Consider the following 18,498-nt stretch of genomic DNA (forward strand, 5'->3'; position numbering starts at 1 on the left):
ACTGACGTTCCCGGGCCCGGTCCGTCGCCGCCCGCCGTGCGTCGCTGCCCGGCGTATTGCGCGCCGCCTCGCCCGTTGCTTGTCCCGTTCGACTGCCGTTCCGTCCTGGAGGCCGTATCGATGAGCACGCTCACCAATTCCCTCAAGCAACGCCTGCGCGACGGCGACGAGCCGCTATACGGCCTGTGGCTGTCGCTCGGCAGCGACGCGGCCGCGGAAGCGCTCGCGCATGCCGGCTACGACTGGCTCTGCATCGACATGGAGCACGCGCCGAACGACAGCCGCGATGTTGCATCGCAACTGCGCGCGATCGCGGCCGCCCACCTGCCGAGCGAGCCCGTCGTGCGCGTGCCGGCGCGCGAGCCGTGGCTCGTGAAGCGCGCGCTCGACGCCGGCGCGCGCACGCTGATGTTTCCCTGCATCGAGACGCCCGACGATGCCGTGCACGCGGTGCGGCTCACCCGTTATCCGTCGCCCGAATCGCCGGATGGGCTGCGCGGCGTCGCGGGCATGGTGCGCGCGGCGGCGTTCGGCATGCGCCGCGATTACGTGCAGACCGCGAACGCGCAGGTCGCGGTGATCGTGCAGATCGAATCGGCGCGCGGGGTCGACGAAGTCGAGCGGATCGCGGCGCTGCCCGGCATCGACTGCCTGTTCGTCGGTCCGGCCGATCTCGCGGCGAGCCTCGGGCATCTCGGCGACATCCGCCATCCGGACGTCGAGGCCGCGATGGCGCGCGTGCTCGCGGCCGGCAGGCAGGCCGGCGTCGCGGTCGGCATCTTCGCGGTCGATACGGCGGGGGCGCGCCAGTACCGCGACGCCGGCTACCGGATGATCACGCTGTCGGCGGACGTCAGCTGGCTGTTGCGCGCCACGCGGCAGGCGCTGCAGGAGGTGCGGTCATGAACGGTGGCGAGGGTACATTCCGCGTGCGCGGGAAGATCGGCGCGATGCTGGGCCTGTGGATCGTCTGTATCGCGGCGACCGCGCAGGGCGCGCCGCAAGCGAAGCCCGATCCGTCACGCGAGACGCAAGCGGCGGTCGCCGACTACAACGCGGGCGACTATCGCGCGGCGCTGGTGCAGTTCCACGACGCGGCGGAACGCGGCGACCGTCTCGCGCAATTCAACTACGCGATGATGCTGCTGACGGGCGAAGGCGTGACGGCGAACGTCGACGAGGGGCTGCGCTGGCTGAGGCGCGCGGCGGACGCGAACATGTCGCACGCGCAGTACGTGTACGGCCGGATGTTCGACGACGGCGAATTCGTCGCGCGCAATCCGGCCGAGGCGCATCGCTGGTTCCTGCGGGCGGCGAAGCAGGGGCATGTGCAGGCCGAGCTGTCGCTCGCGAACCAGTTCCTCGACGGGCGCGGCACCCCGCGCGACAACCGGCAGGCGTTCGTGTGGTACAAGCAGGCCGCCGACGCGGGCGAGCCGACCGCGCAGTACGTGACCGCGTCGTTCTACGAGCGCGGCGGCGACGGCGTCGAGCAGAACCTGAACATCGCGCGCGCGTATTACGCGGCGGCGGCCGCGCAGGGCGACGAGGCGGCCGGGCTGAAATTCAAGGAGCTGAGTGCGCGGCTGAGGGCGCAGGCGCCGGGCGCAGGTGCGGAGCCGGGCGGGGCGCACGCGCCGCCGCAGTGAGCGCCGCCGCGGCGCGCGGGCTTTCGGCAGGCGCCATGGAAAAACGGCGCCGGGGCGCCGTTTTCTCGCTGCAGTGCGTGCCGCGCGGTCAGCTCTTCATCAGCCGGCGCTGCCGCCCGACGCTCATGATCATTCCGATCGCGATGCCGAGCGTCGTGAGCGCGGTGCCGCCGTAGCTCATGAACGGCAGCGGCACGCCGACGACCGGCAGCACGCCGCTCACCATCCCGATGTTGACGAACGCATAGACGAAGAACGCGAGCGTGAGCGAGCCCGCGAGCAGGCGGCCGAACAGCGTCGCGCCCTGCGCGGCGATGTAGAGCCCGCGCGCGATCAGCGCCATGTACAGCGTCAGCAGCACGAGCCCGCCGACGAGCCCCCATTCTTCCGAGAACACCGCGAAAATGAAGTCGGTGTGCTTCTCCGGAATGAATTCGAGGTGAGCCTGCGTGCCTTTCAGGTAGCCCTTGCCGAGCACGCCGCCCGAGCCGATCGCGATCACGGCCTGGATCGTGTGGAAGCCCTTGCCGAGCGGGTCGGAGGTCGGGTCGAGCAGCGTGCACACGCGGTGCTTCTGGTAGTCGTGCATCAGCGGCCACTGCACCTCGGGCTGGCAGATGCGCTGCTCGAACACGGCGATCGAGCCGACCGCGATCACGCCCGCGACGAGCACCGGCACGATCAGCTTGAACGACAGGCCGGCGAGGTAGATCACGAAGAAGCCGGCCGCGAACACGAGCAGGCCCGTGCCGAGGTCGGGCTGCTTCGCGATCAGCCCGACCGGCACCAGCAGGATCCCGAACGCGGCGATGAAGTCGTACCAGCGCAGCCCGCCTTCGCGGCGCTGGTAGTACCAGGCAAGCATCAGCGGCGTTGCGATCTTGAGGATCTCGGACGGCTGGATCACGACGCCGACGTTCAGCCAGCGCTTCGCCCCCTTCTTGGTCATCCCGAACAGCGCGACCGCGACCAGCAGCGCGACCCCGAACGAGTAGAGCGGGACCGCGAAGCGCATCAGCGTGGTGGGCGGGATGTTCGCGATCACCCACATCAGCACGAACGTCAGCAGGATGTTGCGTAGCTGGTCCTCGACGCGGCCCGGCATGTCGATGCTCGCGCTGTACAGCGTGACGATGCCGACGCACATCAGCAGGAACACGATGAGGGCGAGCGGGCGGTCGAAGCCCGCGAACATCTGCTTGATCTTGTCGAGCCAGGCGCGCTTGTCGAATTGCATGCCTTTCTCCGTTAATGAGCGGTGCCGACGTCCGCCGACTTCGCGGGGGCCGTCGCACGGTGGGTGTCGTCCCGCGGCGTCGCGACGAGCGGCTGCGCATCGCTGGCCGGCCGGTGGGGCCGGTGCGGGCGCCGGATCGGCGGCAGGCTCGCGGGCGCCGGCGCGGCGGCGCTGGCGACGGTCGGTGCGGCGGCGTTTGCGCCGGCCGCAGCCGACGCATCGGAGGCCGCCGCGGCCGACGCCGCGTCGATCGCGCTGGCCGCCGTCGGCACGACGGGTTGCGGCAATGCCGTGAAGCCGGCCGCGACGGCGGCAGGCTTGTTCGCGTCGCCGATCACCGGCGCGTTGATCGGTTCGGTCGCCGACGCCGCGGCCGCCACGGCTGCGGCCTCGTTCTGCGGGTTCTGGCGGTCGACGAGGTAGAAATCGAGCACGCGGCGCGCGATCGGGCCCGCGGCCTGTGCGCCCCAGCCGCCGTTCTCGACGATCAGCGCGATCGCGATCTGCGGATGGTCGACCGGTGCGTACGCGATGAACAGCGCGTGGTCGCGCAGGTGCTCGGCGAGCAGGTGGCCCTTGTAGTTGCCGCCCTGCAGCGAGAACACCTGCGCGGTGCCGGTCTTGCCGGCCGCGAGGTACTGCGCGCCGCGGAACACCTTGTAGGCGGTGCCGGACGGGTTCTCGACCACGTTTTCCATCCCGCGCTTCACGACGTCGAGGTCGGCCTGCTTGTACGGCAGCACGTCGCTTTCCTTCGGCACGGTCAGGCGGCGGCCGCGCGTGATCGGATCCTCGATTTCCTTCACGAGGTGGGGCTTCATCACGATGCCGTTGTTCGCGAGCGTCGCGGTCGCGTGCGCGAGCTGCAGGATCGTGAACGAGTTGTAGCCCTGGCCGATCCCGAGGCTGATCGTCTCGCCGTCGAACCACTTCTGTTGCGCCGCCTTCTTGAACGCCTTCTTCTTCCAGTCGGTCGACGGCAGGATCCCGCGCGCCTCGCCCTGGATGTCGATCCCGGTGATCTGGCCGAAGCCGAGCGGTTTCATGAAATTCGCGATCGCGTTCACGCCGAGGTCGCGCGCGAGCATGTAGAAGTAGGTGTCGTTCGACACCATGATCGCCTTGTTCATGTCGACCCAGCCCTGGCCCGAGCGCACGTCGTTGCGGAACGTGTGGCCGCCGAACGTGAAGTAGCCGGGGTCCTGGAAGCCCCAGCCCGGCGTGCGCTTGCCGAGCGTCAGGCCCGCGAGCGCCATGAACGGCTTGTACGTCGAGCCGGGCGGATAGGTGCCGTGCAGCGGGCGGTTCAGCAGCGGCTTGTCGGGCGAGTTGTTCAGCTCGTCCCAGGTCTGCTGGTCGATGCCGTCGACGAACGAATTCGGGTCGAAGCTCGGCGACGACACGAACGCGAGCACGTCGCCCGTCTTCGGCTCGATCGCGACGAGCGCGCCGCGCTTGCCGGCGAACGCCTGCTCGGCGACCTGCTGCAGCCCGATGTCGAGCGACAGCACGAGGTTGTTGCCGGGCGTCGCCTGCGTGCGCGACAGCGTGCGCACGGGCCGGCCGCCGGCCGTCACCTCGACTTCCTCGAAGCCCGTCAGCCCGTGCAGCTCGGTCTCGTAGCTCTGCTCGACGCCGATCTTGCCGATGTAGTCGGTGCCCTTGTAGTTGTTCGCGTCGCGGCGCGGATCGTAGTTTTCCTGGTCGCTGTCGTTGTCGTCGCTCATTGCGTCGATGCGATCCTGGTCGCGCTTCGAGATCCGGCCGATGTAGCCGATCACGTGCGCGGCGGTCATGCCGAGCGGGTATTGACGGAACAGCCGCGCGCGCACGTCGACGCCGGGGAAGCGGAAGCGCTGCGCGGTGAAGCGCGCGACTTCCTCGTCGGTGAGGCGTGTGCGGATCGGCAGGCTCTCGAAATTCTTCGAGTCTTCCTGCAGTTTCTTGAAGCGGCGGCGGTCGCGTGCGTCGATCGGGATGATCTCGGACAGCTTGTCGATCGTGTTGTCGAGCGTGTCGTCGAGCTTCGACGGCGTGATTTCCAGCGTGTAGGCCGAGTAGTTCTTCGCGAGGATCACGCCGTTGCGGTCGGTGATGATCCCGCGGTTCGGCACGATCGGGGCGACCGAGATGCGGTTTTCCTCGGCCTGCAGCGCGTATTTGCCGTGCTGCATCAACTGCAGGTAGAAGAAGCGGCTCGCGAGCAGCCCGAAGCAGACGAACACGAACACGCCCGCCGCCGCGACGCGCAGGCGGAACTTCGAGAGCTGCTGTTGGGTGTCGTTGAATTCGGTCATGCGATTAGGGGCAATCTGACCCGCGCGCGGGCGGGCGAGGCGCCGCCCCGGAGCGCGGCGCGCGGCGGGCGTGGGGGCGGCGGGTATTCAAGGCGGGCCCCGGGCTCAGATGGGGCGCGTATCGTCCGGATCGACCGGGCGGCGCTGCGGCATCAGCAGCAGGTGGCTGGCGATCGGCCACAGCGCGGCCTCGACGAAGCCGTCGACCAGGTAGCGCCAGCCCGGGAACGCCGCGCCCATCAGGAGGCGGATCACGAACGGCACGAGCTGCGCGACCACCAGCAGCGGCGTGACATACAGCACCTGCACGCCGATCGGCATCCACAGCACGCGGCGGTGGATCGTGATCGCGCCGTACGACAGCAGCGTATAGGCGAGCGCGTGCTCGCCGAGCAGCCCCGCGTCATGCACGTCCATCAGGATGCCGAGCGCGAACGCGACGCCCATCCCGACCTTGCGCGGCTGGTGGATGTTCCAGAACAGCAGCACGAGCGCGACGAAATCGGGCACGCCGGGCAGGCGGCCCCACGGCATCAGGTTCAACAGGAACGCGGCGGCGAGGCTGAAGACGATGAAGTACGGATTGACCGGCTGCAGGATGTATTGCGGGCGGTTCATCGCTGGGCTCCTGGTTGCCCGGCCGCGGGCTTCGCGGATGCGGCGGCGGGTTTGGCCGGAGCGGCGGGCGCGGCGGGCGCGGGTTTCGCGCCGGCGGCCGGCTTCGCGTTCGCGTCGGCCTTGTCGCCCTTGGCGGCGGCTTTCGCGCCCTTCTTGCCGCCCTTCGCGTTCTTGTCGGCGGCCGGATCGGGTTCGGCGGGACGCGGCGGGATGTCGTTCTGGTAATGCAGCACCAGCATCTGGCGCGCACCGCGTACGGCGGCGACCGGCGCGCAGGTCACGCGCGCGAACGCGGTATCGGCGAGCTTGTCGACGCGCGCGACCTTCGCGACCGGCAGGCCGGGCGGGTAGACGCCGTCGAGGCCGCTCGTGACGAGCTCGTCGCCGGCGACGAGATCCGCGCTCGTCGGCACGAAGCGCAGGTCGAGCGAATCGCCCTTCGGCGTGCCGTAGATCACGCTGCGCAGGCCGGTGCGCAGCACCTGCACGGGAATCGCGAGATCGCGGTCGGTGATGAGCGTGACCTCGGACTGCAGCGGGAACACGCGCGTGACCTGGCCGACCACGCCATCCTCGCTGACGACGGGCGAGCCGTTCTGGATGCCTTGCTGCGAACCTTGCCCGACGACGATTTTCTGCGTGAACGGATCGCTGGTGTCGTACTGGATCTCGACCGGCGTCGATTGCGTCGCGATGTGCTGGCGCAGCTCGAGCACCGCGCGCAAGTGCATGTTTTCCTGCGCGAGCACGGCGGCCTGGTTGGCCTGCGTGGACAGTTGCAGGTTGCGCTTGCGCAGCGCGTCGTTGTCGTGGCGTAGCGATGCGCCGGTGACGGCGATGTCGGCCGCGCCCATGAACAGGTCGCGCGGCACGAGCGCTGCGCGCTGCAGCGGATAGAGCACGGTGCCGAGCACGCCCCGGACGATTTCGAGCGTGCTGAAGCGCGCGTCCGATACGAGGAGCGCGATCGCGAGGGCAACGAAGAAGATGAGCCGCGCGAGCGCGGGCGGACCTTGCTTGAAGAGGGGCGGCGGACTGTATTCCATGGTCGGCGCCGGGCGCTGTGATCGGTTAAATGATGCTCAGACGCGCAAACGGCGCGGCGGTTCGTTCTGAACGAGCGATCCGGCCACGCCGCGGGTGCGTCATGTCAAGAAACTGCTAGACGATCACTCGTACGAGAAGATGCTGCCCAGCTTGTCCATGCGCTCGAGCGCCATGCCCGAACCACGCACGACGCAAGTGAGCGGATCTTCCGCGACGAGCACCGGCAGGCCGGTTTCTTCCGCGAGCAGGCGGTCGAGGTCGCGCAGCAGCGCGCCGCCGCCCGTCAGCATCATCCCGCGTTCGGCGATGTCGGCGCCGAGTTCCGGCGGCGTCTGTTCGAGCGCGATCTTCACCGACGACACGATCTGGTTCAGCGGATCGGTGAGCGCCTCGAGGATTTCGTTGCTGGAGATCGTGAAGCTGCGCGGGATGCCTTCCGACAGGTTGCGGCCCTTCACTTCCATTTCCTTGACTTCGGAACCCGGGAATGCGGAACCGATTTCCTTCTTGATCGCCTCGGCGGTCTGCTCGCCGATCAGCATGCCGTAGTTGCGGCGGATGTAGTTGACGATCGCCTCGTCGAACTTGTCGCCGCCGACGCGCACCGAGCCCTTGTACACGATGCCGCCGAGCGAGATCACGCCGACTTCCGTCGTGCCGCCGCCGATGTCGACGACCATCGAGCCGGTGGCTTCCGACACCGGCAGGCCCGCGCCGATCGCGGCCGCCATCGGCTCCTCGATCAGGTAGACCTGCGACGCGCCGGCGCCGTGTGCGGCTTCCTTGATCGCGCGGCGCTCGACCTGGGTCGAGCCGCACGGCACGCAGATGATGATGCGCGGCGACGGCGAGAACATGCGCGACTCGTGGGCCGTCTTGATGAACTGCTTGATCATCTGCTCGGTGACGGTGAAGTCGGCGATCACGCCGTCCTTCATCGGGCGGATCGCCTCGATGTTGCCCGGCACCTTGCCGAGCATCTGCTTGGCTTCCTTGCCGACCGCCTGGATCGTCTTCTTGCCGTTGGGGCCGCCTTCCTGGCGGATCGACACGACGGACGGCTCATCGAGCACGATGCCCTTGCCGCGCATGTAGATCAGGGTGTTTGCGGTGCCGAGGTCGATCGCGAGATCGTTGGAGAAGTAGCTGCGCAAAAAACCGAACATTCAGAATCCTGTTTCGCTCTGGGCCGGCCCTGGATAGCGAGCGCTGAGGGCGGCAGCGGAAAAAATAACAGCCTCGGGAAGCGTGGCGGAAGCGGCCGCCGCGGCGCACGAAGCTGCGAGTGATGTCTACCGGGGATCGCACGAAGCACGCACGGCTTGCCGAAGCGGGGCGAAACGGTGCGGGAAAAGGCTGCCGGGTTTGGGTCGAACGCGTAATGATACCTTATAATTTCACGGTATTTGAATCGAAACGGGCGGTATTTTTGCCGCTTCGGTCCCGATTTTTGAGGGTGGGATCGCACCCTCCAACCCCCCGCCGCAGTGCAGCTTTCGATGCATTGCGCAGCCTTGTTTTTCCGGTGATCGCATGGCCCTGACCCTGACCGATGTGAAACGCATCGCGCACCTGGCGCGACTCGAAATGGCCGACGCCGACGCCGAGCACATGCTCGGCCAGCTCAACGAATTCTTCGGCCTCGTCGAGCGGATGCAGGCGGTCGACACCGCCGGCATCGCGCCGCTCGCCCACCCGATCGAACAGATCCAGGAAGTCGCGCAGCGCCTGCGCGACGACGCCGTGACGGAAGTTGTCAATCGCGACGACAACCAGCGTCCGGCGCCGGCCGTCCAGGACGGCCTCTATCTCGTGCCGAAGGTGATCGAGTAAGCATTCGACGACAAGCGCGCCGGCCTCGCGCCGCGCGCGACCCAGAATTCCCAGGAAAACCACTCAATGCACGCAAAAAGCCTGACCGAACTGCGCGCCGCGCTCGCCGCCAAGGAATGCTCGGCCGTCGAGCTCGCGCAGCTCTACCTGAAACGGATCGACGCCGCGCGCGACCTGAACGCGTTCGTCCACGTCGATGCCGACCTGACCCTCGCGCAGGCGAAAGCCGCCGACGCCGAACTCGCGCGCGGCGCGGGCGGCGCGCTGACCGGCCTGCCGATCGCGCACAAGGATGTCTTCGTCACGCGCGGCTGGCACTCGACCGCCGGCTCGAAGATGCTCGCGAACTACGCGAGCCCGTTCGACGCGACCGTCGTCGCCCGCCTGCAGGCGGCCGGCATGGTCACGCTCGGCAAGACCAACATGGACGAGTTCGCGATGGGCTCGTCGAACGAGAATTCGGCGTTCGGCGCGGTGAAGAACCCGTGGGACACGAACGCCGTGCCGGGCGGCAGCTCGGGCGGCAGCTCGGCCGCCGTCGCCGCGCGCCTCGCGCCGGCCGCGACCGGCACCGACACCGGCGGCTCGATCCGCCAGCCCGCGTCGTTCGCGGGCGTGACGGGCATCAAGCCGACCTACGGCCGCGTGTCGCGCTACGGGATGATCGCGTTCGCTTCGTCGCTCGACCAGGGCGGCCCGATGGCGCAAAGCGCGTCCGACTGCGCGCTGCTGCTGAACGCGATGGCCGGCTTCGACGAGCGCGACTCGACGAGCCTCGAGCGCGACGACGAGGATTTCACGCGCCACCTCGGCCAGCCGTGGGTGGCGGGCAACGACGCGGGCAAGCCGCTCGCGGGCCTGCGCATCGGCCTGCCGAACGAGTATTTCGGCGACGGCCTCGCCGACGACGTGCGCGCGACGATCGACGCGGCGCTGAAGCAGTACGAGGCGCTCGGCGCGACGCTCGTGCCGGTGTCGCTGCCGAAGACCGAGCTGTCGATCCCGGTGTATTACGTGATCGCGCCGGCGGAAGCCTCGTCGAACCTGTCGCGTTTCGATGGCGTGCGCTTCGGCCACCGCGCCGCGCAGTACGGCGACCTGCTCGACATGTACAAGAAGTCGCGCGCCGAAGGCTTCGGCCCCGAGGTGAAGCGCCGGATTCTGGTCGGCGCCTACGTGCTGTCGCACGGCTACTACGACGCGTACTACCTGCAGGCGCAGAAGATCCGCCGCATCATCGCGAACGATTTCCAGGAGGCGTTCAAGTCCTGCGACGTGATCATGGGCCCGGCGTCGCCGACGGTCGCATGGGATCTCGGCGCGAAGGGCGACGATCCGGTGGCGATGTATCTGGCCGACATCTACACGCTGTCGGTGAGCCTCGCCGGCCTGCCCGGCATGAGCGTGCCGTGCGGTTTCGGCGCGGGCGCGAACGCGAAGCGCCCGGTCGGCCTGCAGATCATCGGCAACTATTTCAACGAAGCCCGGATGCTGCAGGTCGCCGACGCGTTCCAGCGCGCGACCGACTGGCACAAGCAAGTTCCGGCGGGGGTGTAAGCATGACTCAATGGGAAGTCGTTATCGGTCTCGAGACGCACGCGCAACTGTCGACCGTCTCGAAGATTTTCTCGGGCGCGCCGACGCAGTTCGGCGCCGAGCCGAACACGCAGGCATGCCCGGTCGACCTGGCGCTGCCGGGCGTGCTGCCGGTGCTGAACCGCGGCGCGGTCGAGCGGGCGATCCGCTTCGGCCTCGCGATCGGCTCGACCATCGCGCCGCGCAGCATCTTCGCGCGCAAGAATTACTTCTACCCGGATCTGCCGAAGGGCTATCAGATCAGCCAGTACGAGATTCCGGTCGTGCAGGGCGGCCAGATCACGATCCAGGTGCCCGCCAACGAAAAGGCCGGCAAGGAAGCGTACGAGAAGACGGTCAACCTGACCCGCGCGCACCTCGAGGAAGACGCAGGCAAGTCGCTGCATGAAGACTTCGCCGGGATGACGGGGATCGACCTGAACCGCGCGGGCACGCCGCTGCTCGAGATCGTCACCGAGCCGGAAATGCGCAGCGCGGCCGAGGCCGTGGCCTATGCGAAGGCGCTGCACGGGCTCGTCGTGTGGCTCGGCATCTGCGACGGCAACATGCAGGAAGGCTCGTTCCGCTGCGACGCGAACGTGTCGGTGCGCCCGGTCGGCCAGGAGAAGTTCGGCACGCGCGCGGAGATCAAGAACCTGAACTCGTTCCGGTTCCTCGAGGAAGCGATCAACTACGAAGTGCGCCGCCAGATCGAACTGATCGAGGACGGCGGCGAGGTCGTGCAGGAAACGCGCCTCTATGATCCGGACAAGCGCGAGACGCGTTCGATGCGCAGCAAGGAAGACGCGCACGACTACCGCTACTTCCCCGACCCCGACCTGATGCCGCTCGTGATCGGCCAGGACTGGATCGAGCGCGTGCAGTCCGGGATGCCCGAGCTGCCGGCCGCGATGCAGCAGCGTTTCGTCGAGCAGTACGGCGTGTCCGCGTACGACGCGGGCGTGCTGACGTCGAGCAAGGCGATGGCCGCGTACTTCGAATCCGTGGTCGCGAAGGCTGGCGCGGCGAACGCGAAGATCGCCGCGAACTGGCTGATGGGCGACGTATCGTCGCAGCTGAACCGCGACGGCATCGAGATCGACGCGATCCCGGTGTCGGCGGCCCAGCTCGCGCTCGTGCTGCGGCGCATCGCCGACGGCACGATCTCGAACAAGATCGCGAAGGAAATCTTCGCGACGATCTGGGACGAGAAGGCGGACGACGAAGGCGCGGCCGACCGCATCATCGACGCGAAGGGCCTGAAGCAGATCTCCGACACCGGCGCGCTGGAAGCGATCATCGACGAGGTGCTCGCGGCGAACGCGAAGTCGGTCGAGGAATTCCGCGCGGGCAAGGAGAAGGCGTTCAACGCGCTGATCGGCCAGGCGATGAAGGCGACCAAGGGCAAGGCGAACCCGCAGCAGGTGAACGAGCTGCTGAAGAAGAAGCTCGGCTGAGCATGACCGCGCGTGCGAACCGCGCTTGACGACGGGCCGCCCCGAAGCAGTTCGGGGCGGCCCGTTGCATTGAAGGGTGCGTTATCGTATGCACCCCGGGGTCTGTTCACATAGGCGGCACATGTGCGTTCCCTATGTAAACAGACCCAAGCTTCCAACGGAGGAACGAATGGCCAAACAACCGTCGCTCGACGATTTTCGCGTGCCGTTCAGCACGCGCGAGAAGGAAGCCGCCGCATTCGCGCTCGACGCGTTCGATCCGGCCGCGAAGCCGTTTTCGTCGGGCTCGAAGGACGCCGACCGCGAACGGCTGTCGGCCGTGTCGACCGAGCTCGACGTGCAGCAGGAGCGCCTGCATACGCAGCAGAAGAAGCGCGTGCTGCTGGTGCTGCAGGGGATGGACACCAGCGGCAAGGACGGCACCGTGCGCGCGGTGTTCCGCGAAGTCGATCCGCTCGGCCTGCGCGTCGTGTCGTTCAAGGCGCCGACGCCGATCGAGTCCGCGCACGATTTCCTGTGGCGCGTGCATGCACAGGTGCCGGCCGCGGGCGAGCTCGCGATCTTCAATCGCAGCCACTACGAAGACGTGCTCGTGCCGCGCGTGCTCGACCAGATCGACGCGAAGGAGTGCGAGCGCCGCTACCGGCAGATCCGCGATTTCGAGACGATGCTGGTCGAGAACGGCACGACGGTCGTCAAGTGCTTCCTGCACATCTCGAAGGACGAGCAGCGTGCGCGGCTGCAGGCGCGCATCGACGATCCGGCCAAGCACTGGAAGTTCGACATCTCCGATCTCGACGCGCGCAAGCACTGGGACGCGTACCAGTCGGCATACCGCGACGCGCTGGCCGCGACGTCCGCCGAGCATGCGCCGTGGTACGTGATCCCGGCGGATTCGAAAACGCACCGCAACGTGATGATCGCCGAGCTGCTGCTGCGCACGATGACCGACATGAAGCTGGAATTCCCGCCGCCGAAGCCCGAACTCGAAGGCGTGAAGATCCGTTAAGCTGCCACCCTGTAAAACATCGAACTGAACGGAACCCGACATGATGCGAGTGATTACCGCCAACCTGAACGGCATCCGCTCCGCCGCGAAGAAGGGCTTCTTCGACTGGCTCGGCGAACAGAACGCCGATTGCGTGTGCGTGCAGGAAATCAAGGTTTCGGCCGACGATCTGCCGGCCGAATTCATCGAGCCGCACGGCTTCAAGGGCTATTTCCACCACGCCGAGAAGAAGGGCTACAGCGGCGCGGGCGTGTACAGCCGCCGCGAGCCCGACGACGTGATCATCGGCTTCGGCAGCAGCGAATTCGATGCCGAGGGGCGCTACGTCGAGGCGCGCTACGGCAAGCTGTCGGTCGTGTCGGTGTACGTGCCGTCCGGCTCGAGCGGCGAAGAGCGCCAGCAGGCGAAGTACCGCTTCATGGACGAGTTCATGCCGCACCTCGCCGCGCTGAAGAAGAAGCGCGAGGTGATCCTGTGCGGCGACGTGAACATCGTCCACAAGGAAATCGACATCAAGAACTGGAAGAGCAACCAGAAGAACTCGGGCTGCCTGCCGGAAGAGCGCGAGTGGCTCACGAAGCTGTTCGACGACGTCGGCTACGTCGACGTGTTCCGCACGCTCGACCCGCGCGCCGAGCAGTACACGTGGTGGAGCAACCGCGGCCAGGCGTATGCGAAGAACGTCGGGTGGCGGATCGATTACCAGATCGCGACGCCGGGCGTGGCCGGTACCGCGAAAAGCACGTCGATCTTCAAGGACATCAAGTTCAGCGATCACGCGCCGCTGACGATCGACTACGACTACAAGAAGTGAGCCCCGGCGCCGTGTCGCGCGCGTAGCGGCCGAACCATTCCGCCGCCGGATGCAGAACGGGCCGCATGTCGAACATGCGGCCCGTTTCCTTTGACGCGTCGCTTACGGCTTGATGGACGCCATGTCGATCACGAACCGGTACTTCACGTCGCTCTTCAGCATCCGCTCGTAGGCCGCGTTGATCTGCTGCATCGGAATCGTCTCGATGTCCGACGTGATGCCGTGCTCCGCGCAGAAGTCGAGCATTTCCTGCGTTTCCGCGATCCCGCCGATCAGCGAGCCCGCGAGGCGGCGGCGCTTGAAGATCAGGTTGAACACCTGCGGCGACGGGTGGTCGTGTTCCGGCGCGCCGACCAGCGTCATCGTGCCGTCGCGTTTCAGCAGGTGCAGGAACGGGTTCAGGTCGTGCTGCGCGGCGACCGTGTTCAGGATGAAGTCGAAGCTGTTCAGGTGCGCGTGCATCTGCGCCTCGTCCTTCGAGATCACGACTTCGTGCGCGCCGACGCGCTTGCCGTCCTCGATCTTCGACGGCGACGTCGTGAACAGCACGACGTGCGCGCCCATCGCGCGCGCCAGCTTCACGCCCATGTGGCCGAGGCCGCCGAGCCCGACGATGCCGACCTTCTTGCCGGGGCCGACGTTCCACTGCCGCAGCGGCGAGTAGGTCGTGATCCCCGCGCACAGCAGCGGCGCGGCGCCGGCCGGGTCGAGCGTCTCGGGCACGCGCAGCACGAACGCCTCGTCGACCACGAGCTGCGTCGAGTAGCCGCCGTACGTGATATCGCCCGTCACGCGATCCTGGCCGTTGTAGGTGCCGACGAAGCCGTTCTCGCAATATTGCTCGAGGCCGTCGGCGCAGCTCGGGCAGGTGCGGCACGAATCGACGAGGCAGCCGACGCCGACCAGCTCGCCGACCTTGAAGTGCGACACCTGCGGGCCGACCGCGGTGACGCGGCCGACGATTTCGTGGCCCGGCACGACCGGGTAGGTCGTGTTGCGCCATTCGTTGCGCGCCTGGTGCAGATCCGAGTGGCAGACGCCGCAGAAGAGGACGTCGATCCGGACGTCGAGGTCGCGCAGCGCGCGACGCTGGAATTCGAACGGGGCGAGCGGCGACTGCGAATCGGTTGCCGCGTAGGCATAGGTTGTGCTCATGCGATGGGCTCCTTGTCCGGAACGGGGTCCGGTGAAACAGACTGCCGTCGCATCATGTGGCGATGCGGCGAGGCAGGACGTCATCGTAAGGAGCGCGACGCCGCGGCGAAATACATGAAGGTCTCGAAGATTTGCCTATTCCTCTCGAATTGCATGCGAACAGCCGTCAAAATGCGTTCCAGGTGCTACATTGCGAGCCAGATTCTCTTGCCGTACAGGACCCGCCGATGAGCTTCCAGCCTCTTTTCGCCGACGCGGGCGAGCGCGTGCAGCGCCGCATGATCGAGTTGCACACGCGCCTCGCGCCGAACGAGGGCGACACGCGCGCGGCGCTCGACGGCGTGCGCTTCATCCGCGTGAGCCGTCCGGGCCCGCGCATGCCCGTGCTGTACGAGCCGAGCATCATCGTCGTCTGCCAGGGGCGCAAGCTCGGTTATCTCGGCGATCGATCGTTCGTCTACGACGCGCAGCAGTACCTGGTGCTGTCGGTGCCGCTGCCGTTCGAATGCGAGACGTTCGCCAGCATGGACGAGCCGTTCCTCGCGATCTCGATCCGCGTCGATCTCGCCGTGATCGCCGAGCTTGCGATCCTGCTCGACGAGACGCTCGGCGCGGCCGTCAGCGAGCCGCTCGGCGTCTATTCGACGGCGCTCGACGCGCCGCTGGCCGACGCGGTCGTGCGGCTGCTCGAAGCGCTGGCGTCGCCGCACGACACGCGCGTGCTGGGGCCCGGGATCATGCGCGAGATCGCATACCGCGTGCTGACGGGCGCGCAGGGCGACGCGATCCGCGCGGCGCTCGTGCAGCAGCATCACTTCGGCCGCATCGCGAAGGCGCTGCGGCGCATCCACGCGGAGCTGACGGCCGACCTCGACGTCGAGACGCTCGCGCGCGAAGCCGGGATGAGTCTCGCGGTGTTCCATGCGCAGTTCAAGCACGTGACGGCGACGTCGCCGATGCAGTACGTGAAGGCGGCGCGCCTGCATCAGGCGCGGTTGATGATGGTGCAGGACGGGGTCGGCGCCGGCACCGCGGCCGCGCGCGTCGGTTATGCGAGCGCGTCGCAGTTCAGCCGCGAATTCAAGCGGCTGTTCGGCCGCAGCCCGGGTGACGAGGTGCGCTGGATGCGGGAGAGCGGCAGCCGGACGCCCGGCGAGCGTGCGGCGATCGACCAGTCCGCCGGAGCGGACGTCGACGCCTAGGGTCTGTTCACGCCAATCCTGCCCTGCGGGCGCAAGGGCGCAAGGGCGCGTTCGCGAGCCCGTTATCGGCGTGAGCAGGCCTTAGCGCCGCACGACCTTGCGCCGTTGCGCGCTGATGCCCGCATAGTCGGGCAGCGTGTCGACGCGCTTGCCGATTGCCTTCGCGTACAGCGGCATCAGGTCCGGCAGGCGATTCAGAAGATCCTGGCGCCGGGCCGTGCTGTACGGGTGCGTGTAGATGAAACCCGTCGCCTTGTTCGCACGCGTCGCGATCGCGAGCTTGTCCCACAGCGTGATCGCCGCGCGCGGGTCGAAGCCCGCGCGGGCGGCGATGTCGCCGCCGATCACGTCGGCCTCGGTTTCGTCGGTCGGATCGTAGTGCAGCGATTGCAGGCGCTCGCCGAGGTTCAGCGCCGGCGGCAGCGGATCGCCGAGGCCGAACAGCGGCGGCAGCGCGGCGGCGCGCAGCGAGGTTTGCGAGGTCGCGCTGAAGTTGCTGCGCGCGTGCTCGCGCAGCGCGTGCGCGATGCCGTGCGCCAGCAGCACGCCGAGTTCGTCGTCGTTCAGATGGACGCGGTCGAGCATGCCGCCGTACACGAGCACCTTGCCGCCGGGCAGGCAGGTGAGCCGGATGTCGCGCGAGCGGATCGCGTTGACCTCCCACGCCCAGTTCTTCACGCGGTCGTTCCACTTCACCGAATACGGCGCGAGCTTCGCGACGATCGCACGCAGGCGCTTCACGCGCGGCTGGTTCGCGGGCAGCAGGCGGTCGCTGTCGGCCGCCGCCTGCACGATCTGCATGTATTCGTTCGCGGTGAGCTGTTCGAGCAGCGGCGACGGGATCAGCGTGCGGAACGCGATGGCGTTGCCGTAGCGAAGCTGCTGAGGCGCCTGCGCGTCGGCGGCCTTCGCCGACGCGGCGGCGCCGGTCGGCTGCGCGGCTTCGGCGGCGGACGGCGGGACGGGCGCGGCGGGCGTCGCGGGTGCCGGCGCGGGCGGTGCGGCGGCCGGCGGGGAGCCCGCCGCGGTCGCGCCCGTGTCGGCCGCGTGCACGAACGTCGCGGCAAGCGCCGCCGCACCGATGCTCAACGAAGCCGCAATGCGCGCGACGCGGCGCGGGCGGTTACTGCGCACGGCTGGCCTCGCCGTTGCGTGCGGCGCCGTTCCACGGCGCGATCTTGAACAGCAGCAGCATGCCGGGAATCGCGAGCGCGGTGCAGACGATGAAGTAGTCGAACCAGCCGATCTTCGCGACGATGAAGCCGCTCGCCGCCGAGGCGAGCGTGCGCGGCACCGACGCGAGGCTCGTGAACAGCGCGAACTGCGTGGCCGTATAGCGCGGGTCGGTCGTGCTCGCGATATACGCGACGAATGCGGCCATCGTCAGGCCGGTCGTGAAGGTTTCGAAGCCGTAGACGAGTGCGAGCGCGACCGTCATCGGGCTGAATTGCGGCGTGACGGCGATGCCGAGGATCGACAGCGCGGATGCGATCGCATGACTGGTCGACACGGTGAAGTCGTAGAGCATCGCGAGCACCGGCGAGCCGGGGCCGAGCTGCGCGAGCCACGCGAAGCCGAGCGTCGACACCATCTGCAGCGCGCCGAAGATCCACAGCCCGCGGCCGATGCCGATCTTCACGAGCCAGATGCCGCCGATGATGCCGCCGGCGACGCTCGCGACGAGCGCGGTGGTTTTCGCGACGATGCCGATTTCGGTGCGCGAGAAGCCGATGTCGAGGAAGAACGAGGTCGACAGCGTGGTGGCCATCGTGTCGCCGATCTTGAACAGGAAGATGAACGCGATCACGAGCAGCGCGCCGGCCCAGCCGTCGCGCTGGATGAATTCGCGGAACGGCAGCACGATCGCGTCGCGCAGGTTGCGCGGCGGCGCGCCGGCCACTTCGGGCTCGCGCACGAACAGCGTCATCAGGATGCCCGGCAGCATGAATGCGCCGGTGAGCGCGAACACGGCGTCCCACGGCATGTGGTCGGACAGGATCAGCGCCAGCGAGCCGGGGATCAGCGCGGCGAGCTTGTACGCGTTCACGTGCACCGCGTTGCCGAGGCCCTGCTCGGTGTCGCGCAGCAGTTCGCGGCGGTACGCGTCGATCACGATGTCGGAGCTCGCGCCGAAGAACGCGACGAGCGTCGTGAGCGCGGCGACCGTCCAGATCGAGTCGCGCGGCGACACGAAACCGAGCGCGGCGATCGCGCCCGCGACCAGCAGTTGCGTGAGCAGCATCCAGCCGCGCCGGCGGCCCGGCCGCCAGCCGGGCAGGCGCGGGATGTAGCGATCCATCAGCGGCGCCCACAGGAACTTCCACGTATACGGGAACTGGATCAGCGCGAACAGGCCGATTTCCTTCAGGTTCACGCCTTCCGAGCGCAGCCATGCCTGCACGAGGTAGACGAGCGTGAAGAGGGGCAGACCCGACGTGAAACCCAGGAACACGCAGATCAGCATGTGCGTGTTCAGATAGGCTCGCCAGCCGGGGTGATCCTCGTGAGCGGTGAGTGCGGGCGCCTCGTGTGGCGTTTTCGACATGGAATGGAGCTGTGTGGCGTTGACGGATTGCGGCGGCGGCGCAAGCGGCGCAGGAGGGGC

General features: G+C 67.9%; 16 protein-coding genes. 8 read left to right on the forward strand and 8 right to left on the reverse strand.

What is annotated here, in order from left to right:
- Window positions 1–120 precede the first annotated feature (120 nt).
- Entirely contained in the window at window positions 121–906 is a 786-nt protein-coding gene (locus GQ56_RS0116280; RefSeq protein ID WP_031399662.1) for an HpcH/HpaI aldolase family protein, read from the forward strand.
- Window positions 903–1,649, forward strand: coding sequence for a tetratricopeptide repeat protein (locus tag GQ56_RS0116285; protein WP_031399663.1), 747 nt, complete (start codon window positions 903–905; stop codon window positions 1,647–1,649). Before GQ56_RS0116280 ends, GQ56_RS0116285 begins: the two co-directional genes overlap by 4 nt.
- 88 nt (window positions 1,650–1,737) lie before the next feature.
- Here GQ56_RS0116285 and rodA read toward each other — a convergent pair whose 3' ends face one another.
- The 5 genes from rodA to GQ56_RS0116310 all read right to left on the reverse strand — a co-directional run bounded on the left by rodA (window position 1,738) and on the right by GQ56_RS0116310 (window position 8,014).
- Window positions 1,738–2,886 (reverse strand): rod shape-determining protein RodA, encoded by a 1,149-nt coding sequence (gene rodA / locus GQ56_RS0116290; RefSeq protein WP_031399664.1) that lies wholly within the window; start codon window positions 2,884–2,886, stop codon window positions 1,738–1,740.
- Window positions 2,887–2,897: 11 nt separating this feature from the next.
- On the reverse strand, window positions 2,898–5,183 hold the full coding sequence (gene mrdA, locus GQ56_RS0116295; RefSeq protein WP_031399665.1) for a penicillin-binding protein 2: 2,286 nt from the start codon (window positions 5,181–5,183) through the stop codon (window positions 2,898–2,900).
- Window positions 5,184–5,288: 105 nt separating this feature from the next.
- Window positions 5,289–5,801 (reverse strand): rod shape-determining protein MreD, encoded by a 513-nt coding sequence (mreD, locus tag GQ56_RS0116300; protein ID WP_006482567.1) that lies wholly within the window; start codon window positions 5,799–5,801, stop codon window positions 5,289–5,291.
- On the reverse strand, window positions 5,798–6,847 hold the full coding sequence (mreC, locus tag GQ56_RS0116305; RefSeq protein WP_031399666.1) for a rod shape-determining protein MreC: 1,050 nt from the start codon (window positions 6,845–6,847) through the stop codon (window positions 5,798–5,800). Before mreC ends, mreD begins: the two co-directional genes overlap by 4 nt.
- Window positions 6,848–6,970: 123 nt before the next feature.
- The gene (locus GQ56_RS0116310) at window positions 6,971–8,014 is read right to left on the reverse strand and encodes a rod shape-determining protein (RefSeq protein WP_004189550.1); all 1,044 of its coding nucleotides are present in this window, start codon (window positions 8,012–8,014) and stop codon (window positions 6,971–6,973) included.
- A 367-nt stretch (window positions 8,015–8,381) separates the two neighbouring features.
- Between GQ56_RS0116310 and gatC the strand changes: the two genes are divergently transcribed.
- The 5 genes from gatC to GQ56_RS0116335 all read left to right on the forward strand — a co-directional run bounded on the left by gatC (window position 8,382) and on the right by GQ56_RS0116335 (window position 13,536).
- Window positions 8,382–8,681 (forward strand): Asp-tRNA(Asn)/Glu-tRNA(Gln) amidotransferase subunit GatC, encoded by a 300-nt coding sequence (gene gatC / locus GQ56_RS0116315; protein WP_031399667.1) that lies wholly within the window; start codon window positions 8,382–8,384, stop codon window positions 8,679–8,681.
- 66 nt (window positions 8,682–8,747) lie between these two features.
- Window positions 8,748–10,238: an Asp-tRNA(Asn)/Glu-tRNA(Gln) amidotransferase subunit GatA gene (gatA, locus tag GQ56_RS0116320; protein ID WP_031399668.1), complete on the forward strand. Its 1,491-nt coding sequence runs from the start codon at window positions 8,748–8,750 to the stop codon at window positions 10,236–10,238.
- 2 nt (window positions 10,239–10,240) lie between these two features.
- The gene (gene gatB / locus GQ56_RS0116325) at window positions 10,241–11,713 is read left to right on the forward strand and encodes an Asp-tRNA(Asn)/Glu-tRNA(Gln) amidotransferase subunit GatB (protein WP_031399669.1); all 1,473 of its coding nucleotides are present in this window, start codon (window positions 10,241–10,243) and stop codon (window positions 11,711–11,713) included.
- 169 nt (window positions 11,714–11,882) lie between these two features.
- Window positions 11,883–12,722 (forward strand): PPK2 family polyphosphate kinase, encoded by an 840-nt coding sequence (locus GQ56_RS0116330; protein ID WP_031399670.1) that lies wholly within the window; start codon window positions 11,883–11,885, stop codon window positions 12,720–12,722.
- Window positions 12,723–12,762: 40 nt separating this feature from the next.
- Window positions 12,763–13,536: an exodeoxyribonuclease III gene (locus GQ56_RS0116335; RefSeq protein WP_031399671.1), complete on the forward strand. Its 774-nt coding sequence runs from the start codon at window positions 12,763–12,765 to the stop codon at window positions 13,534–13,536.
- 102 nt (window positions 13,537–13,638) lie between these two features.
- Here the strand turns inward: GQ56_RS0116335 and GQ56_RS0116340 are convergent, their stop codons facing one another.
- Entirely contained in the window at window positions 13,639–14,691 is a 1,053-nt protein-coding gene (locus GQ56_RS0116340) for an NAD(P)-dependent alcohol dehydrogenase (RefSeq protein ID WP_031399672.1), read from the reverse strand.
- A gap of 227 nt (window positions 14,692–14,918) precedes the next feature.
- On the opposite strand from GQ56_RS0116340, the gene GQ56_RS0116345 reads away from it, so the two are divergent.
- Window positions 14,919–15,893: an AraC family transcriptional regulator gene (locus GQ56_RS0116345; protein WP_031399673.1), complete on the forward strand. Its 975-nt coding sequence runs from the start codon at window positions 14,919–14,921 to the stop codon at window positions 15,891–15,893.
- Between the two features lie 81 nt (window positions 15,894–15,974).
- Here GQ56_RS0116345 and GQ56_RS0116350 read toward each other — a convergent pair whose 3' ends face one another.
- Window positions 15,975–17,027: a M48 family metallopeptidase gene (locus tag GQ56_RS0116350; protein WP_031399674.1), complete on the reverse strand. Its 1,053-nt coding sequence runs from the start codon at window positions 17,025–17,027 to the stop codon at window positions 15,975–15,977.
- A complete protein-coding gene (locus tag GQ56_RS0116355; RefSeq protein WP_031399675.1) occupies window positions 17,017–18,438 on the reverse strand; it encodes an AmpG family muropeptide MFS transporter in 1,422 nt (473 codons plus the stop codon). The genes GQ56_RS0116350 and GQ56_RS0116355 overlap by 11 nt, the downstream gene beginning before the upstream one ends.
- Window positions 18,439–18,498 lie beyond the last annotated feature (60 nt).

Origin of the sequence: Burkholderia paludis, assembly GCF_000732615.1 — a bacterium.
GTDB classification, from domain to species: domain Bacteria; phylum Pseudomonadota; class Gammaproteobacteria; order Burkholderiales; family Burkholderiaceae; genus Burkholderia; species Burkholderia paludis.